The organism is Ewingella sp. S1.OA.A_B6, from assembly GCF_049889095.1.
In the GTDB taxonomy this organism is placed as follows: Bacteria; Pseudomonadota; Gammaproteobacteria; order Enterobacterales; family Enterobacteriaceae; genus Ewingella.
The window spans coordinates 64,484-81,351 of the sequence record NZ_JBLJFK010000012.1 but is presented as its reverse complement, the minus strand read 5'-3'; the positions used below and the strand labels follow the sequence as shown (position 1 = coordinate 81,351).

General features: G+C 50.3%; 18 protein-coding genes. 9 read left to right on the top strand and 9 right to left on the bottom strand.

The features are described 5' to 3' along the window. Positions 1 to 255: 255 nt before the first annotated feature. On the top strand, positions 256 to 1,002 hold the full coding sequence (fpr, locus tag ACMV8I_RS17900; protein WP_498866553.1) for a ferredoxin--NADP(+) reductase: 747 nt from the start codon (positions 256 to 258) through the stop codon (positions 1,000 to 1,002). 16 nt (positions 1,003 to 1,018) lie between these two features. Here fpr and ACMV8I_RS17895 read toward each other — a convergent pair whose 3' ends face one another. After that, a complete protein-coding gene (locus ACMV8I_RS17895) occupies positions 1,019 to 1,438 on the bottom strand; it encodes a DUF805 domain-containing protein (RefSeq protein ID WP_498866552.1) in 420 nt (139 codons plus the stop codon). 164 nt (positions 1,439 to 1,602) lie between these two features. Between ACMV8I_RS17895 and ACMV8I_RS17890 the strand changes: the two genes are divergently transcribed. Together ACMV8I_RS17890 and tpiA are read left to right on the top strand one after the other, a co-directional pair. Next, complete coding sequence (locus tag ACMV8I_RS17890; RefSeq protein ID WP_498866551.1) at positions 1,603 to 2,202, top strand: DUF1454 family protein; 600 nt, start codon at positions 1,603 to 1,605, stop codon at positions 2,200 to 2,202. A gap of 133 nt (positions 2,203 to 2,335) precedes the next feature. Continuing rightward, positions 2,336 to 3,103 carry a triose-phosphate isomerase gene (tpiA, locus tag ACMV8I_RS17885; protein WP_498866550.1) on the top strand — a complete coding sequence of 256 codons (768 nt, stop codon included), beginning with the start codon at positions 2,336 to 2,338 and terminating at the stop codon, positions 3,101 to 3,103. A gap of 282 nt (positions 3,104 to 3,385) precedes the next feature. On the opposite strand, the gene ACMV8I_RS17880 is transcribed toward tpiA, so the two are convergent. The 3 genes from ACMV8I_RS17880 to cpxP form a co-directional block, all read right to left on the bottom strand. Beyond that, a complete protein-coding gene (locus ACMV8I_RS17880) occupies positions 3,386 to 4,375 on the bottom strand; it encodes a sulfate ABC transporter substrate-binding protein (protein ID WP_498866549.1) in 990 nt (329 codons plus the stop codon). Between the two features lie 188 nt (positions 4,376 to 4,563). Next, positions 4,564 to 5,550, bottom strand: a complete 987-nt coding sequence (gene pfkA, locus ACMV8I_RS17875) for a 6-phosphofructokinase (RefSeq protein WP_498866548.1) — start codon at positions 5,548 to 5,550, stop codon at positions 4,564 to 4,566. 523 nt (positions 5,551 to 6,073) lie between these two features. After that, on the bottom strand, positions 6,074 to 6,580 hold the full coding sequence (gene cpxP, locus ACMV8I_RS17870; protein ID WP_498866547.1) for a cell-envelope stress modulator CpxP: 507 nt from the start codon (positions 6,578 to 6,580) through the stop codon (positions 6,074 to 6,076). A 151-nt stretch (positions 6,581 to 6,731) separates the two neighbouring features. On the opposite strand from cpxP, the gene cpxR reads away from it, so the two are divergent. From cpxR to trmL, 3 genes are read left to right on the top strand one after another with little or no spacing between them, the layout of a single operon-like run. Then, positions 6,732 to 7,433, top strand: a complete 702-nt coding sequence (gene cpxR, locus ACMV8I_RS17865) for an envelope stress response regulator transcription factor CpxR (protein WP_498866546.1) — start codon at positions 6,732 to 6,734, stop codon at positions 7,431 to 7,433. Next, entirely contained in the window at positions 7,430 to 8,800 is a 1,371-nt protein-coding gene (gene cpxA, locus ACMV8I_RS17860) for an envelope stress sensor histidine kinase CpxA (RefSeq protein WP_498866545.1), read from the top strand. The genes cpxR and cpxA overlap by 4 nt, the downstream gene beginning before the upstream one ends. Positions 8,801 to 8,839: 39 nt before the next feature. Continuing rightward, on the top strand, positions 8,840 to 9,313 hold the full coding sequence (gene trmL / locus ACMV8I_RS17855; protein ID WP_498866544.1) for a tRNA (uridine(34)/cytosine(34)/5-carboxymethylaminomethyluridine(34)-2'-O)-methyltransferase TrmL: 474 nt from the start codon (positions 8,840 to 8,842) through the stop codon (positions 9,311 to 9,313). Positions 9,314 to 9,371: 58 nt separating this feature from the next. On the opposite strand, the gene cysE is transcribed toward trmL, so the two are convergent. The 5 genes from cysE to ACMV8I_RS17830 all read right to left on the bottom strand — a co-directional run bounded on the left by cysE (position 9,372) and on the right by ACMV8I_RS17830 (position 12,583). Next, a complete protein-coding gene (cysE, locus tag ACMV8I_RS17850; RefSeq protein WP_498866543.1) occupies positions 9,372 to 10,193 on the bottom strand; it encodes a serine O-acetyltransferase in 822 nt (273 codons plus the stop codon). 96 nt (positions 10,194 to 10,289) lie between these two features. Then, on the bottom strand, positions 10,290 to 11,309 hold the full coding sequence (gene gpsA, locus ACMV8I_RS17845; RefSeq protein WP_498866542.1) for an NAD(P)H-dependent glycerol-3-phosphate dehydrogenase: 1,020 nt from the start codon (positions 11,307 to 11,309) through the stop codon (positions 10,290 to 10,292). Beyond that, on the bottom strand, positions 11,309 to 11,779 hold the full coding sequence (gene secB, locus ACMV8I_RS17840; protein ID WP_498866541.1) for a protein-export chaperone SecB: 471 nt from the start codon (positions 11,777 to 11,779) through the stop codon (positions 11,309 to 11,311). The genes gpsA and secB overlap by 1 nt, the downstream gene beginning before the upstream one ends. A gap of 70 nt (positions 11,780 to 11,849) precedes the next feature. After that, positions 11,850 to 12,098 carry a glutaredoxin 3 gene (gene grxC, locus ACMV8I_RS17835; RefSeq protein ID WP_498866540.1) on the bottom strand — a complete coding sequence of 83 codons (249 nt, stop codon included), beginning with the start codon at positions 12,096 to 12,098 and terminating at the stop codon, positions 11,850 to 11,852. Between the two features lie 53 nt (positions 12,099 to 12,151). Then, entirely contained in the window at positions 12,152 to 12,583 is a 432-nt protein-coding gene (locus ACMV8I_RS17830; protein WP_498866539.1) for a rhodanese-like domain-containing protein, read from the bottom strand. A 315-nt stretch (positions 12,584 to 12,898) separates the two neighbouring features. Here ACMV8I_RS17830 and gpmM point away from each other — a divergent pair, with 315 nt between their 5' ends. The 3 genes from gpmM (at position 12,899) to ACMV8I_RS17815 (ending at position 16,816) form a co-directional block, all read left to right on the top strand. Then, positions 12,899 to 14,443: a 2,3-bisphosphoglycerate-independent phosphoglycerate mutase gene (gene gpmM / locus ACMV8I_RS17825; RefSeq protein ID WP_498866538.1), complete on the top strand. Its 1,545-nt coding sequence runs from the start codon at positions 12,899 to 12,901 to the stop codon at positions 14,441 to 14,443. Positions 14,444 to 14,615: 172 nt separating this feature from the next. Next, the gene (envC, locus tag ACMV8I_RS17820) at positions 14,616 to 15,881 is read left to right on the top strand and encodes a murein hydrolase activator EnvC (RefSeq protein WP_498866583.1); all 1,266 of its coding nucleotides are present in this window, start codon (positions 14,616 to 14,618) and stop codon (positions 15,879 to 15,881) included. 2 nt (positions 15,882 to 15,883) lie between these two features. Beyond that, on the top strand, positions 15,884 to 16,816 hold the full coding sequence (locus tag ACMV8I_RS17815; protein WP_498866537.1) for a divergent polysaccharide deacetylase family protein: 933 nt from the start codon (positions 15,884 to 15,886) through the stop codon (positions 16,814 to 16,816). Positions 16,817 to 16,868: the final 52 nt, after the last annotated feature.

Below are 16,868 nucleotides of genomic sequence, written 5' to 3'. Positions count from 1 at the left end.
GCCGTCGGGCGCATAAATTAACAAACTTGTGTGAATAAGCGAGGTTTTGACGGTAAATAGTCTTTATATTGCTGGTCGACTTTAGTGCCATCTTCGTAAAGATAACTGTACGACGGCGAAACAAACTTACCCTCGCTGAACAGGCTGATAACATTTAATCGATAATCGATTCACAGAATATGAAATAAAATCAGCAAGGTAAATCGGGCTGCGGATTTCTGCTCCCGGCACAGACTTGCAACGGGAGTACTTTTTATGGCGGATTGGGTTAACGGCAAAGTGACCAACATTGAACACTGGACTGACAGCTTGTTCAGCATCACGGTAAACGCCCCGGTCGATGCATTCAGTGCGGGGCAGTTCGCCAAATTGGCGATGGAAATTGAGGGAGAACGGGTGCAGCGCGCCTACTCCTACGTCAATGCGCCAAGCGACAACAACCTGGAGTTTTATCTGGTGACAGTACCGGAAGGAAAACTCAGCCCACGTCTGCATAAGTTACAGGTTGGCAGCGAAATTCAGGTGACCAAAGAAGCTGCGGGGTTTTTCGTCATTGACGAAGTGCCGGAGTGTGACACCTTGTGGATGCTGGCGACCGGCACGGCAATCGGCCCTTACTTATCGATTTTACAGGAAGGAATTGGGCTGGAGAGATTCCAAAATATCGTTCTGGTGCATGCCGCACGCTTCTCGCAAGATCTCAGCTACCTGCCACTGATGCAGCAACTCCAGCAGCGTTACAACGGAAAACTGCATATTCAGACCGTTGTGAGTCGCGAAAAAACGCCAAGGTCGCTAACTGGCCGGGTTCCAGCATTGATTGAAGACGGTTCGCTCGAAGCCGCCGTAGGGCTGAAAATGGAGGCTGAACATAGCCATATCATGCTGTGCGGTAACCCGCAGATGGTGCGTGATACCCAGCAAATCCTCAAGGACAGCCGCGGCATGCGTAAACATCTCAAACGCAAACCTGGTCATATGACCAGTGAACACTACTGGTAATAACCCGGCGAAGGAATTATTTCAGTTTGACGCTTTCCGGTTCCGGGCCAAAACGATTTATGCCCGGCGTACCGGCAAATACACCACAATCGATAAACAGCGCCACAAATAGAATAATGGGTATCAACCGTCCGACCACCCATTGCCACAGCGCCGGGATCATGTCCCAGTGGCCGGCGGCCAGCATCCACGCCAGAATAAAAAAGAGTGCCCACAAGGCAGATCGGTTGCGGTCATGTAGGCGCTTCACCATCACCGCTGCCGTTGGCCAAAGCAAAACCACTACGGCGAATGCCGCTGATTTAATCTCAATCCACTGACGATCGGCAAAGGTAAATGCACCCACCATCAACACCAACCAACTGACCATCCAGATCCAAAAATCACGGCGGCCTAAGCGGCCATTAAACGAAAATAAGGCGTGTTGCAGTCTCATCGTGGGATTGATTCCATCAAAAGGCATATCATGCGGGGCGGGAAAAAACTGCGACAAAGTGTAACTCAGGCGGATGGCGAGACGGCAATATTTATGGACTCCTTTTGACATTGCCCCCGATTCCCCGCTTTAATCGACCATCGTCTCAACACAAGAACAACGTTATGACTGCAAAACTCCTTATACGTCTGACACTGCCAGCACTGCTCCTACTTTCTGGTTTGAATATGGCCCGCGCCGAAGTACCGGTTGACCACCAGACAATGGAAGAGATGCCCAAGGCACCCTATTTACTCGTCGGCGCACCTACGTTTGAAATGACCCTGGTAAATTTCCGCGAGAAATATAACGCGGATAATCCGACACAGCAGATCAGCGAGTTTCGCGCCATTAGTGATAAATCCCCCAATGAGATGTTGACCCGGGCAGCCAGCAAGATTAACGAGAATCTCTATGCTTCGACCGCGCTGGAGAAAGGCACCGGCAAAATCAAAACGCTGCAAATTACCTATTTGCCGATTCAGGGAGCAGAAGAGAAAGCGGCCCGCGCTCTGGCTATCAGCTATATGGCCAATCTGATGCGACAGTTCGAAGGCACGTTATCTGTGGAACAAAGCGTGGCAAAAGTGAATGCACTGATTGAAAAAGGCAAGGGCCAGCAGTTCTATCAGCAACCGCTGGGAGCGATCCGTTATGTGATTTCCGATAACGGTGAGAAAGGGCTGACCTTCGCGATCGAACCGGTAAAACTTGCACTTTCCTGAGACTTGCATGATGGCATTTAATGACAAAAAGCAAAGCCTTTAGCGCCAATCATCTCTATACTGTTGGGCAGGTAATCTGCTTGTTTGGCAGAAATTTTAATCGACACTCGCGTCCCCTTTTGGAGGAAAAAATATGCGACATCCATTAGTGATGGGTAACTGGAAGCTGAACGGTAGTACCCATATGGTTAACGAACTGATCGCTGCATTGCGCACCGAGCTGAGCACGGTTGAAGGTTGTGGCGTTGCTATCGCACCGCCAGAAGTTTATCTGTCACAGGCTAAACATGCACTGGCAGGCAGCCGTATTGCCTTAGGCGCACAAAATGTTGATGCCAACTTGTCTGGCGCTTTCACCGGTGAAATATCTGCCGATATGCTCAAAGACATTGGTGCGAAATACATCATCATCGGTCACTCAGAACGCCGCACTTATCATAAAGAGAGTGATGAGTTCATCGCGAAGAAATTCGGCGTACTGAAAACCGCAGGCCTGATTCCAGTTCTGTGCATCGGTGAAACCGACGCAGAAAACGAAGCCGGTAAAACGGAAGCCGTTTGCGCGAAACAACTCGATGCGGTGCTAAATACCCTTGGCGCTGAAGCATTCAAAGGTGCAGTTATCGCTTACGAACCAATTTGGGCTATCGGTACCGGAAAATCTGCCACTCCAGCTCAGGCACAGGCCGTTCACAAATTCATCCGTGATCACATTGCTAAGAAAGATGCTGAAATCGCTAAACAAGTGATTATTCAGTACGGCGGTTCTGTGAACGACAAAAATGCAGCAGAGCTGTTTGCTCAGCCGGATATCGATGGCGCGCTGGTTGGCGGTGCATCCCTGAAAGCTGACGCTTTCGCGGTGATCGTTAAAGCAGCTGCTGAAGCGAAAAAGGCGTAAGTTCTGCTTTTTTGACGTGTAGTTTGCGTTGACATAAAAAACCCCGACTTCTAAATGAAACCGGGGTTTTTTATTCGCTGAATCTAATGCCTTAAATAATTGGAGCTGTATCAAGGCGGCAAGAGAGCGACAAACCGGTCTTGACCGGCTTGAATAGCGCTAGCGCTGGCCCGCAGGGTGAGTCTCATTTATGAGACTCATAATCCCGAATCACTGACTCAAGTCAGTGATTCGGGCAAGTAAACGCAGCCAACACAGATACAGCTTCAAGTATGACGGGCATTAACGCTTACTGATTTGGTCAAAGATACCGCCGGTCGCGAAATGATTTTTCTGCGCTTCGGCCCAAGTACCGGCAACCTCACCGATAGTGAATAGTTTTAGTTTCGGGAACTCAGCATCAAATTTCTTCTCCACGGCAGCATCACGTGGACGATAGTAATTTTCTGCCGCAATTGTCTGGCCTTCAGGTGAATAAAGGTACTTCAGGTAGGCATCAGCGACTTCCCGAGTACCGCGTTTGTCGACAACGCGATCAACCACAGAAACCGTGGGTTCAGCCAGGATAGATTCACTCGGCGTGATCACCTCGAATTTATCTTTCCCTACCTCTTTGGTGGCCAGTAATGCCTCATTTTCCCAGGCAATCAATACGTCTCCAATGCCGCGCTCAACGAAGGTGTTGGTTGCGCCACGAGCACCAGAGTCCAGTACTTCAACATTTTTATATAAGGCTTTAACGAACTCCTGCGCTTTAGCTTTATCATTATTGTTGTGATGCAACGCGTAGCCCCAGGCGGCCAGGTAGTTCCAGCGTGCCCCACCAGAGGTTTTAGGATTGGGTGTAATGACGGAGATGCCCGGTTTGACCAGGTCATTCCAGTCGTGAATTTGCTTAGGGTTACCTTTCTTCACCAGGAAAACGATGGTGGAAGTGTAGGGTGCAGAGTTATCAGGAAGGCGCTTGATCCACTGTTTATCAATGCGGCCACGTTCGGCAATCGCATCAATATCATAGGCCAGTGCCAGCGTCACTACATCAGCTTCAATACCGTTAATGACAGACGTTGCCTGCTTGCCGGAACCGCCATGAGATTGACGGACAGTGACGGTATCGCCGGTTTTACCCTGCCAATATTTACTGAATGCTTTGTTGTATTGCTCATAAAGCTCACGCGTCGGATCATAAGACACGTTCAGGATTTGAATATCCTTGGCAATGGCTCCCGTTGCCACCAGCAATAACGCCAGACCTACACCCCATTTACCCATCGCACTTTCTCCCAGAAATATACTCAACCACTTTGATTGATCGAATTAGATTGATAGAGCCTGCCAGAGAAAAAGTGAACAATTAAAGATTAAAAGGTGTTCTGCTATTCCATTCGGGAATAAAGGAGTGATGCTCATAAAAAAAGCCTCCACAAGCGGAGGCTTCTCATACTCAGTGAGCAGCTGTTTTAGAACAGTTTTTTTGCCGTGTCATACCAATCTTCTTTAAATTTACTCTTCTTATTCTCTGGCGAGATACAAATAGAGATTAATTCATGTACCATTTTTTCGTTTTCTACACCAACGCAGAAACCGCCGTTGGAATAGTCACGATCTTCCTGCAAAAGAAGGTCAACAGCATAAGCGCCCATGCGGGAAGCTAAAATACGGTCATAGGCAACTGGCGCACCGCCACGCTGAATGTGGCCTAAAACAGTACCACGGGTTTCGCGGCAGGTTTCTTTTTCGATGTATTTAGCCAACTCATCAATATCATCCAGCTTTTCAGTGATGGCAACGATGGCGTGCTTTTTACCTTTCGCAATACCCGCTTTTATTTCAGCAACCAGATCATCACGTTTGAATTCAACTTCAGGTATAGCGATAAATTCGCAACCACCGGCAATGGCAGCAGCCAAGGTCAGATCACCGCAATAACGGCCCATCACTTCAACGATAGAGATACGCTGGTGTGAAGAGGAAGTATCACGTAAGCGGTCGATAGCTTCAACCACAGTGCCTAGTGCGGTGAAAAAACCGATAGTGTAGTCAGTACCTGCGACATCGTTATCGATAGTCCCCGGTAAACCGATACAGTGAATGCCACCTTCTTTTGTCAGAAGATCTGCGCCAGCATAAGAGCCGTCACCACCGATAACCACCAAACCATCAATACCACGGTCTTTCATATTCTGCAGGGCAACTCTGCGTTTTTCCGGATCACGAAACTCGGGAAAACGAGCAGAGCCCAGGAAAGTACCGCCACGGTTAATCATATCTGAGACGCTGTAGCGATCCAGCTTCCTCATGCGGTTTTCATACAAGCCGAGGTAGCCATCTTCAATACCGAAAACTTCCAACTCTGCTGATAAAGCTGCGCGCACAACACCGCGAATGGCAGCATTCATGCCTGGCGCATCGCCGCCACTTGTCAGTACACCGATTTTTTTAATCATGATCACCTCTGAACTTGTAGATGCAATTTCTTAAGAATTCTTGAGCATGCCTATGGGCCGGGATATCAATACCCAAAATCATACGACTCATTAGCTAATAGCGTTTGATGCTAATAGTATAACAAAACACCACGGCTGAATTGATTCAAGTCAGCAAGAATATGCTTACGCTGATAACCTTTGGGAAATTTACCGATTCACACTGTTTTTACAACATATTTCCCTAGTCTGCTCGCGGGGTTTATGAACTCTGGCTTTTATGTAGACAACAATAGTGAAAGCCCAAAGAACTCAGGAAAGCAAAAAAATGGTGTCCAGATAAACGTCTATCCTAAGAGTAACACTGTTGATAGATTCATCTGACTGATAATAAAAGATAAGCGTCTTAGGATTGAACGGGAAGATACGGGGCGGCGACTCCTGCGTGGTTATGCCTATCCTTGCTTATTGATTAGGCAAAAAAAGCCCCGCCTTTCGGTGGGGAAGACAGGGATGGAATCCATGACAAGAAAAGATAGGGATATTACTGGGTACTCATACTGCTTGGCTTCTGGGCAGAAGTGGGTTGTAAGCCAGCCATCTGCTGCTGCATTTCTTGTATGCGCTGCTGATGTTTCTGGTTTAATACTTTTTTCTGTTCAGGGCTCAGAAGATTGAACATTAGGTTGCGGATGCGGGCCATTTCAACCTGGCGATCCACCTGTTCCTGCGCCATCAATTCGGCTTGTGCTCTAACAGCTTTTTGATCAAAGTTCTTGGCGGTGACCAATTCATGCATGGTTTCCAACTGATCGACGTTGACTTGAGGTAAGTGTTTACGCGCCTGGTGCATAAGGTCACGCATTTGCTGACGTTGTTGCTCAGTGAGATTCACGCCATCAAACATGGTGTTGCGTTCCTGATGCTTGTCCAGCATGTTGGTATCGTGAGCTGAAGGGGCCATAGGCATGACGTTAGCGGTATCCGCCAAAACAACACCTGAACTCAGTGTCAGCATCGAGGCCGTAACGAATGCAGCTACCTTAGACATCACTAACTCCTATAGTCTTTATCGCTTATCGCGAATCATTGAAAAGCAGTCTAAACCTGCCGCTGCAAACAAGCGTCAGTGCTTGTAAAAGTACGTAAAGTCATGGAATAGCGGCAATTGATGACGTATTTTGCGTCTAGAGGTAAATACAATGAATAAAATTCTGTTGGTTGATGACGACCGTGAACTCACTTCACTTTTGAAAGAATTGCTCGAAATGGAAGGCTTCAATGTAGTGGTTGCTTACGATGGTGAGCAGGCACTGGAAAAGCTGGATAACAGCATCGACTTATTGCTTCTCGATGTCATGATGCCGAAGAAAAATGGCATTGAAACCCTTAAAGAATTACGCCAACGTCATCAGACGCCGGTGATCATGCTGACAGCGCGCGGAAGCGAGCTGGACCGCGTACTGGGCCTCGAACTGGGTGCGGATGACTATCTGGCCAAGCCCTTTAACGATCGCGAACTGGTCGCGCGCATACGCGCTATGCTGCGCCGCTCAAACTGGACAGAGCAACAACAGGTAGGCGAAAGTAACGGCTCACCTACGCTCGAGGTTGACGGATTGCAGCTTAATCCTGGCCGACAGGAGGCCAGCTTTAGTGGCGTTGCTTTGGATCTAACCGGAACAGAATTTACCTTGTTATATCTGCTGGCGAAACATTTAGGGCAGGTGGTATCGCGTGAACATCTTAGCCAGGAAGTACTGGGTAAACGCCTGACGCCATTTGACCGCGCCATCGATATGCATATTTCTAATCTTCGCCGAAAACTGCCCGATCGTCTGGATGGACATCCTTGGTTTAAAACCCTGCGTGGACGTGGATATCTGATGGTGTCCACTACATGATCAACAGCTTGACGGCACGCATCTTTGCCATTTTTTGGTTTACCGTTGCCCTGGTACTGATGCTGGTCTTAATGGTGCCGAAACTTGATTCACGCCAGTTAACTCCGCTGCTCGACAACGAACAGCGGCAGGGCCTGATGATAGAGCAGCACGTAGAAGCCGAACTGGCAGGCGATCCGGCCAACGACCTGATGTGGTGGCGCAGGCTATTTCGTGCCATTGATAAATGGGCGCCGCCAGGCCAACGTCTGCTGCTGGTCACCAGCGAAGGCCGGGTGATTGGCGCGCAGCGTAATGAAATGCAGATTGTACGTAACTTTATCGGCCAGTCCGACAATTCCGATCGCCCCAAAAAGAAAAAATATGGCCGCGTAGAAATGGTCGGCCCTTTTTCTGTACGTGACGGCGAAGATAATTATCAGCTTTATTTGTTAAGGCCGGCCAGCAGCCCGCAGTCAGACTTCATCAACCTGATGTTTGACCGACCGTTGCTGCTGCTTATTGTCACCATGTTAATCAGCTCACCGCTGCTACTTTGGCTCTCATGGAGTCTGGCAAAACCAGCCCGTAAACTGAAAAACGCCGCAGATGACGTTGCGCGTGGCAATCTTAAACAACATCCGGAGCTGGAAGCCGGACCGCAAGAGTTCCTCGCTACCGGAGCCAGTTTCAATCAGATGGTCAGCGCACTCGAACGCATGGTGAACGCACAGCAGCGCCTGATATCAGACATCTCGCACGAGTTAAGAACACCGCTGACGCGCCTGCAATTAGCCACTGCGCTGATGCGACGTCGCCATGGTGAAGGCAAAGAGTTGCAACGTATTGAGATGGAAGCACAACGTCTCGACAGTATGATCAATGACTTGCTGGTCTTATCTCGCAGCCAGCATAAAAATGAGCTGACGCGTGAGATGCTGAAGGCTAATGAGCTGTGGGAAGATGTTATCGACAACGCACAGTTCGAAGCCGAACAGATGGGGAAAACGCTGGAAGTTCCGACTCCGCCGGGCCCATGGAAACTGTTCGGCAACCCGGCAGCACTCGACAGCGCACTGGAAAATATCGTGCGTAACGCTCTGCGTTACTCCAACACACACATTGCGCTTAACTTTGAGTGTGACAGCGAAGGTATCACCATCACGGTTGATGACGACGGTCCTGGTGTCAGTGAAACCGACCGGGAACAGATTTTCCGTCCTTTCTACCGGACTGACGAAGCACGCGATCGCGAGTCTGGCGGCACGGGGCTCGGGCTGGCGATTGTCGATACTGCCGTTCAACAGCATCGTGGTTGGGTAAAAGCAGAAGACAGTCCGCTGGGCGGTCTGCGTCTTATCATGTGGCTACCGCTGCATCAGCGTTGAGATTCTGCTATTCTGCGTCCCTCTTACAGGGAGGGGCGCATGCTTAATATCGTACTTTTTGAACCGGAAATCCCACCAAACACGGGCAACATTATTCGCCTGTGTGCCAATACCGGCTTCCAGCTACATCTGATCGAACCGCTCGGTTTTGGCTGGGACGACAAAAAACTGCGTCGCGCCGGCCTGGATTATCATGAGTTCGCCAGTATCAGGCATCACGCCAGCTACGATGCTTTCCTTGCCAGCGAAAATCCGCAGCGCATCTTTGCCGTGACCACCAAAGGCACGCCTGCGCACAGCGCCGTCAGTTATCAGGAAGGGGATTTTCTGTTATTTGGCCCGGAGACTCGCGGATTACCTGCGACCATTCTGGACAATCTGCCCGCAGAGCAAAAAATCCGTATTCCGATGCAACCAGAAAGCCGCAGCATGAATTTATCGAATGCAGTGTCCGTGGTGGTATACGAAGCCTGGAGGCAATTAGGTTATCCCGGCGCAGTGGTCAAAGCGTAGGCAGCTCTGTTGCGCTAAATATTAAGAAGTGGCATCCAAATAGATGCCACTGTCAGTTTCAAATCCCGTCGCCGAATTCAAAACCCTGTGCGATGCCGTTGAAATACTGATCCATATCCATGGATGGCCTTTCACTTTCCGGCCGCCCGACGATACGTGCCGGAACACCGGCTGCTGTGGTATGCGCCGGAACGGACTGGAGCACGACAGAACCCGCACCAATCTTTGCCCCTACACCCACTTCAATGTTGCCGAGAATTTTCGCACCCGCACCAATCATCACACCTTCGCGAATCTTCGGATGGCGATCACCGCAGGTTTTTCCGGTGCCACCGAGCGTAACAGACTGCAGAATTGACACATCGTTTTCAACGACAGCCGTTTCGCCAATCACGATCCCCGTTGCGTGGTCGAGCATGATGCCACAACCAATACGAGCCGCTGGGTGAATATCAACGCCGAAGGTGACGGAAATCTGATTCTGGAAGTAGATTGCCAGCGCCTGACGATCCTGTTTCCATAGCCAGTTACCGATGCGGTAAGCCTGAAGGGCGTGAAAGCCTTTCAGATATAGCAAAGGCGTGGAGTATTTATCCACAGCGGCATCACGCTGATGCACAGCCAGAATGTCACGGGCAGCAGAAAGCGTCATCTGTGCATCGTTGCGGTAAGCTTCTTCGACCACTTCACGGATAGCAATGGCGGGCATAATCGGGCTACCGAGTTTATTCGCCAGAATATAGCTTAATGCGCTGCCGAGATTTTCATGCTTGAGCAACGTCGCATGAAAAAAGCTCGCCAGCATAGGTTCACACTCAGCCAGTGCTCTCGCCTCTGATTTAATGTTTTTCCAGACCAGTTCTAGCTCTTCTAACGACATCACTATTCCTTACGGATAAATAAAGTATGAGGCGATTGGGTAATAAAAAGCCGCTCTATCGGGCGGCCAATAGAGCGGCTATGACTCAGCACAAGCTCAATGACTGCTTTTTTCGTCTTTACTGGTGCGGGCCAATAAACTGATCGCCGCTTCGCGAGCATCTTTATGGCAATACAGCACTTGGTAGATCTGCTCAGAGATTGGCATTTCAACGTGATAACGCTGTGCCAACGCCCGGACTTCTTTGGTATTACGGTAGCCTTCGACCACCTGACCAATCTTATCCTGCGCGCCCTGAACGTCCATCCCCTGACCGAGCATAATACCAAACCGACGGTTACGGGATTGATTGTCTGTGCAGGTTAACACCAAATCGCCTAGCCCCGCCATGCCCATAAAGGTGGAAGGATCGGCACCCAGCGCGGAGCCCAGTCGGCTCATTTCAGCCAAACCGCGGGTGATCAATGCAGTGCGGGCATTGGCCCCAAAACCGATCCCATCTGACATGCCTGCGCCGATAGCGATAACGTTTTTCACCGCCCCACCCAGTTGAACGCCGATGAAGTCGGGATTGCTGTAAACCCGGAAGCTTTTACCGCAGTGCAACAGTTGCTGGAGATCTTCGGCAAATTCAGTATCGGTTGAAGCCAGAGCAATGGCCGTTGGCATGCCTGCCGCCAGTTCTTTGGCAAACGTTGGGCCGGAGACCACCGCAAGCGGAATACTTTCACCCAGCGCTTCACGGGCGACATCCTGTAACAGGCGTCCAGTTTCAGCTTCCAGGCCTTTGGTCGCCCAGACGATGCGGGCATCCGCACGCAGATGCGGTTTAATCTGCCGTAATACATCGCCGAAGACGTGGCTGGGTACCACCACAAGCACATTACGGCTGGCGGCCAAAGCAACAGAAAGATCGGTTTCCAGCACCAGGCTGTCAGGGAAAGGAACGTCGGGCAAAAACGCCTGATTGGAGCGAGCGGCCTGTAACGTACGAATGTTTTCGGCGTTATGACCCCAGAGCACCACGTTGTGGCCATTTCTGGCAAGGGTTATTGCTAAAGCGGTGCCGTAAGAACCGGCACCGATCACAGTCATTGAAGCATTGACGGTTTTCATCAGGCATCCTGATGTGGTTCTGCACCTTCGCCATCAACCTGCTGTTGCAGATAGTTCATGAACAGCGAGTCAAAGTTAACGGGTGCCAGATTGAGCTGCGGGAAAGTACCGCGAGATACCAGGCTGGTAATACACTCACGGGCATAAGGGAACAGAATATTCGGACAGTAAGCACCCAGACAATGCGCCAGCTGATTCCCGTCAATACCAGAGATGGAGAAAATCCCGCCTTGCTGAACTTCACACAAGAACGCAGTATCATCGCCCAGTGAAGAAGTTACGGTAACGCGCAATACTACTTCATATACGTCATCAGCCAGTTTGCTGGAAGCCGTATCAAGATCAAGTTTAACTTCTGGCTGCCAGTCTTGCTGGAAAACCTGAGGCGCATTTGGCGCTTCGAAGGAAATATCTTTGGTGTAGATACGCTGGATCTGGAAAGCCATCTCGGTGTTGTTTTGTTCTGACATGTGAGTAGTACCCTTAAGTTAACAGTCCTTTTAAACACTTAATGAAAATGCACAGCAGCAGAATGTCTGCTTACAGCAACGGATCCAGCCCGCCTTGCGCATCAAGTGCATGTAAATCATCGCAGCCACCAATGTGCTGCCCGCCGATAAAAATCTGAGGTACGGTAGAACGGCCGCTACGTGCGATCATTTTTTCACGTTTATCCGCATCACCATCAATGGCAATCTCATCAAATGTTGCGCCTTTGCTATTGAGCAAAGCTTTCGCACGATGGCAATAAGGACAAGTTGCTTTGGTGTAGATTTCAATTTTAGCCACGGGTGCCACCTCTAATAATATAGATTTTGATGTTGCTGAATCATGCCCGGTAATTACTTACCGCGCGCTAAAGGTAGGTTTTCACCACTCCAGCCTGAGATTCCATCTTTCAGAGTATAGACATGCTCGAAGCCAGCGCCGATCAAGCCTTCCGCCGCGGAGCGCGAAGCAGTGCCATTGGCACAAACGACGATCACCGGCTGAGCTTTATGCTTCGTGAGTTCGCCTAAGTTATTGTTCTTAATATCAGTACTCAACACGTTTAACGATGTAGAGATATGACCTTTACGGAATTCTTCACGCGCACGCACGTCAACCACCACAGCATCTTCTTTGTTGATCAGGCGGGTTGCTTCACCGCGGGTGATCTCTTTTACTTTAGAAAAACGTGTTTTAAACGTGGTCACAATCACTGCAATCAGCAACGCAACCCACGCCAGGCTGAGAACCGGATGCGCACTAATGAACGGCATAATATCTTGCATGGGGTGTAGCAACTCCCGTCTGTTGGGGGAAAATTCAAGGCTTGAGAGTATACCTGCGCGCTGCGGCAAATACAGCCAGTAAGCACCGCCTAATGCCACAAACTGCGGCATATCCCAAAAAAATAACACGCATTTATACTGAAAGTTAATCCAAACATTGCGTCATCTTTGATCTCTCATGGCTATTTGTGTTTGCCCACTAAGGTAAAATCCCACGACAAAAGTGGAAATAGCCGCGCTGGCTCTTATCCCGGAGGCAAATCCCGGTAACCGGCGAGCCTATTTCGCATTTACTTTTCAACGAGGTCATTTGACATGTCGAGCAACAAAAAACCCATGGTACTGATCATTCTGGACGGCTACGGCCATCGCGAAGACCAACAGGATAACGCCATTCTGAATGCAAGAACCCCGGTGATGGACAACCTGTGGCAAACCTACCCGCATAGCCTGATCGCCGCTTCAGGTTTGGATGTTGGCTTACCGGACGGTCAGATGGGGAACTCAGAAGTCGGTCACGTCAATCTGGGCGCAGGTCGTATCGTTTATCAGGATCTGACTCGCCTCGATAAAGAAATCAAAGAGGGTGACTTCTTTGAAAACGCTATTCTGGCTGCCGCCGTTGACCGTGCCGTAAGTGCCGGTAAAGCTGTACACATTATGGGCCTGCTCTCTGCCGGCGGCGTTCACAGCCACGAAGATCACATTATGGCAATGGTCGACATGGCTCACCGCCGTGGCGCAAAAGCAATTTATTTGCACGCATTCCTTGATGGCCGCGACACACCACCGCGCAGCGCCGAAGCTGCTTTAAAACGCTTCAGTGAAAAATTCACGCAAATCGGCACCGGCCGCATTGCTTCAATCATTGGCCGTTACTATGCCATGGATCGCGACAACCGCTGGGACCGAGTACAGCTGGCCTATGACCTGATGACGCAGTCCAAAGGCGCATTCACCGCAGACAATGCCGTAGCCGGTTTACAGGCTGCCTATGCGCGTGATGAAAATGACGAATTCGTCAAACCAACCGTTCTGCGCAAGGCGGGCGAAGCGGATGCCACACTGGATGATGGCGATGCGATGATCTTCATGAACTTCCGCGCTGACCGCGCTCGTGAAATCACCCGTGCCTTCATCAGTCCGGACTTCGACGGTTTTATCCGCGAAAAAGTGATTAATTTCGGCGATTTCGTGATGCTGACCGAATACGCCGCCGACATCGACGCTGCCTGCGCTTACCCACCCGCTTCGCTGAAAAATACGTTGGGTGAGTGGCTGATGGCGCACGACAAAACCCAGCTGCGTATTTCTGAAACTGAGAAATATGCCCATGTCACCTTCTTCTTTAACGGGGGTATGGAACAACCGTTCACCGGCGAAGATCGCATTCTGATTAAATCACCGAACGTCGCGACCTATGATTTGCAGCCGGAAATGAGCTCGGCAGAATTGACCGAAAAACTGCTGGGCGCCATCGCCAGCGGTAAATATGACACCATTATTTGTAACTACCCAAATGGCGACATGGTCGGTCATACCGGTATTTACGAAGCGGCGGTTAAAGCGGTTGAGACGCTGGATGCCTGCATCGCTCAAGTTGTAGATGCGGTGAAACAAGCGGGCGGCCAACTGCTGATCACAGCCGATCACGGTAACGCTGAACAAATGAGTGATCCGGCCACCGGTCAGGCACACACCGCGCACACCAGCCTGCCAGTACCGCTGATTTATATCGGTGGTCACGCTCAGGCGGTTGCAGGTGGCAAGCTTTCTGATATCGCGCCAACCATGTTGGCCTTAATGGGCATGCAAATCCCGCAGGAAATGAGCGGGAAGCCGTTATTTATCGCTAAATAAAAGCAGGATAATTTATCTTTTAAAGGCGTATCAGTTGAAGCTGAGACGCCTTTTTTGTTTGTGCATCAGCTGGTTGATTAGTGGTACGATAACCCGAAGGGTAGCCAAATTGTCTATCATCCACGGTCGGCAAGCGGGAAAAAGTTTGAGCAAATTCATCAATTTCAGCGCAATGAAAAACCGCCTTTCTGTCAAAGAAAAGGCGACTTCGGGGATCCGGGCGTCTACGCTTTTGCTCTGCGTTTCATTGCTTGTTCCTCCTTTCTCTACCCATGCTGATGACAATAAAGATCAGCTCAAAACTCTCCAGCAAAGTATTGCCGAAAAAGAGAAGAGCGTTAAGCAGCAGAAACAGCAACGCAGTTCCTTGCAGGATCAGCTACAAGCGCAGGAAAAAATCATTGCCTCGGCCAGCCGAGGATTACGTGATACCCAGTCAACCTTATCCTCACTCGGCAAAGATATTTCCGGTTTGAACGCCTCGATAGACAAACTACAAAAACAGCAAAAAAATCAGGAAGCAATTCTTGCGAAGCAGCTCGATGCTGCCTTCCGTGTCGGCCAGCACAATGGTTTGCAATTACTCCTCAGTGGTGAAGAGAGCGAGCGCAGCGAGCGGATCCTGGCCTATTTTGGTTATTTCAACGAAGCGCGCCAAAAATCTATCGAAGAACTTAAGCAAACACGTACAGATCTTGCTTCGCAGCGAGTCACTCTGCAATCAAAACAAACTCAGCAGAAAAGTGTGCTCAGTGAACAGCAAAGCCAACAGCAGAAACTCGAACAGGCTCGTGTAGCCAGAAAAAATACACTGACCGCACTGGAAAGTTCATTGCAAAAAGATGAGCAAAACCTGGCGGAGTTGCGCGCCAACGAAACACGCTTGCGCGATAAAATTGCCGCAGCCGAGCGTGCAGCACGCGCCCGAGCTGAGAAAGAAGCCAAAGAAGCCGCAGCCATACGCGCCAAACAACAGGTGGCGAAGAAGAAAGGCGCGACCTACAAACCGACGCAAGGCGAGCAGGCACTGGTATCACGCACCGGAGGCCTTGGTCGTCCGGCGGGTCAGGACATATGGCCAGTACGCGGTTCCGTTCTGCATCGCTTTGGCGAGGAGTTGCAAGGTGAACTGCGCTGGAAAGGCATCGTGATTTCTGCCCGTGAAGGCAGCGAAGTTAAAGCCGTTGCCGACGGCCGCGTTCTGCTGGCCGACTGGTTACAAGGTTACGGTCTCGTGGTGGTCATTGAACACGGCAAAGGCGATATGAGCCTTTATGGTTACAACCAAAGCGCACTGGTGAATGTGGGGGATCAGGTAAAATCTGGTCAGGCCATTGCATTAGTGGGCACCAGCGGCGGTCAGGGCCAGCCATCGCTGTATTTCGAAATCCGTCGTCAGGGCCAGGCCGTTAACCCACAGCCGTGGTTGGGAAGATAGCGTTGCGATATAAAAAATCCGTTTTAGCCGCACTCTGTGGCACCGCCTTGTTTGCTTGTCAGGCGCAGGCCGCCAGGTTAGCCATTCTTATTGATGATTTTGGTTACCGGCAGCAGAACGAAAATCAGGTGTTGCAAATGCCCAAGGCCGTCTCCATCGCGATTTTCCCTAATGCCCCGGATACGCGCGTGATGATGGAAAAAGCCCATCAGCAGGGCCGTGAAATTCTGATCCACCTGCCAATGGCACCGCTGAGTAAACAGCCGCTGGAAAAAGACACGTTAACGCCGTCAATGAGCCGCGAAGAAGTCAAACGTATTGTCGATAAGGCTATCGCCAGCGTGCCCTACGCCGTGGGCATCAACAACCATATGGGTAGCGCCATGACGTCCAGCCTGCCGGGTATGGAAAATGTGATGCAGGCAATGAACGCCCACAATCTGTTTTTCCTCGACAGCATGACAATTGGCAATACCAGGTCAGTGCAGGCGGCGGCAGGAACACGAGTTCGGGTCATTAAACGCAACGTCTTTTTAGACGATGTACAGAACGAAGCGGAGATCCGTCGTCAGTTCGAGCGAGCCATTCAGCTTGCGCGACGTAATGGTTATGCCATTGCTATCGGCCATCCGCATCCAACCACGGTGCGGGTCTTGCAACAGATGCTGCCCAACCTGCCTTCTGACATCGTACTGGTTCGTCCAAGCGACCTGCTGAATGAACCGACGCACAGCACCCCTCCAGGTAAGGTACCCACCAATACCATTACGCCGAAAACTGCATTTAAAGGTATACGCCTGTGCTCAGTAAAACACCCTGTCCCGCCGGTTTACGCGGGTGTGATGTTTAAAACCATGGGTGAAAGCCTCGCACAATTGCCTGCGATTACCTTCGTTGAACGCACCTGGAACACCTGGTTTGCGAAAAAGCCCTAAGCGAATATCATAAAGAACCAAGGCCAGTGTATGCTGCCCTTGGTTCTTTATG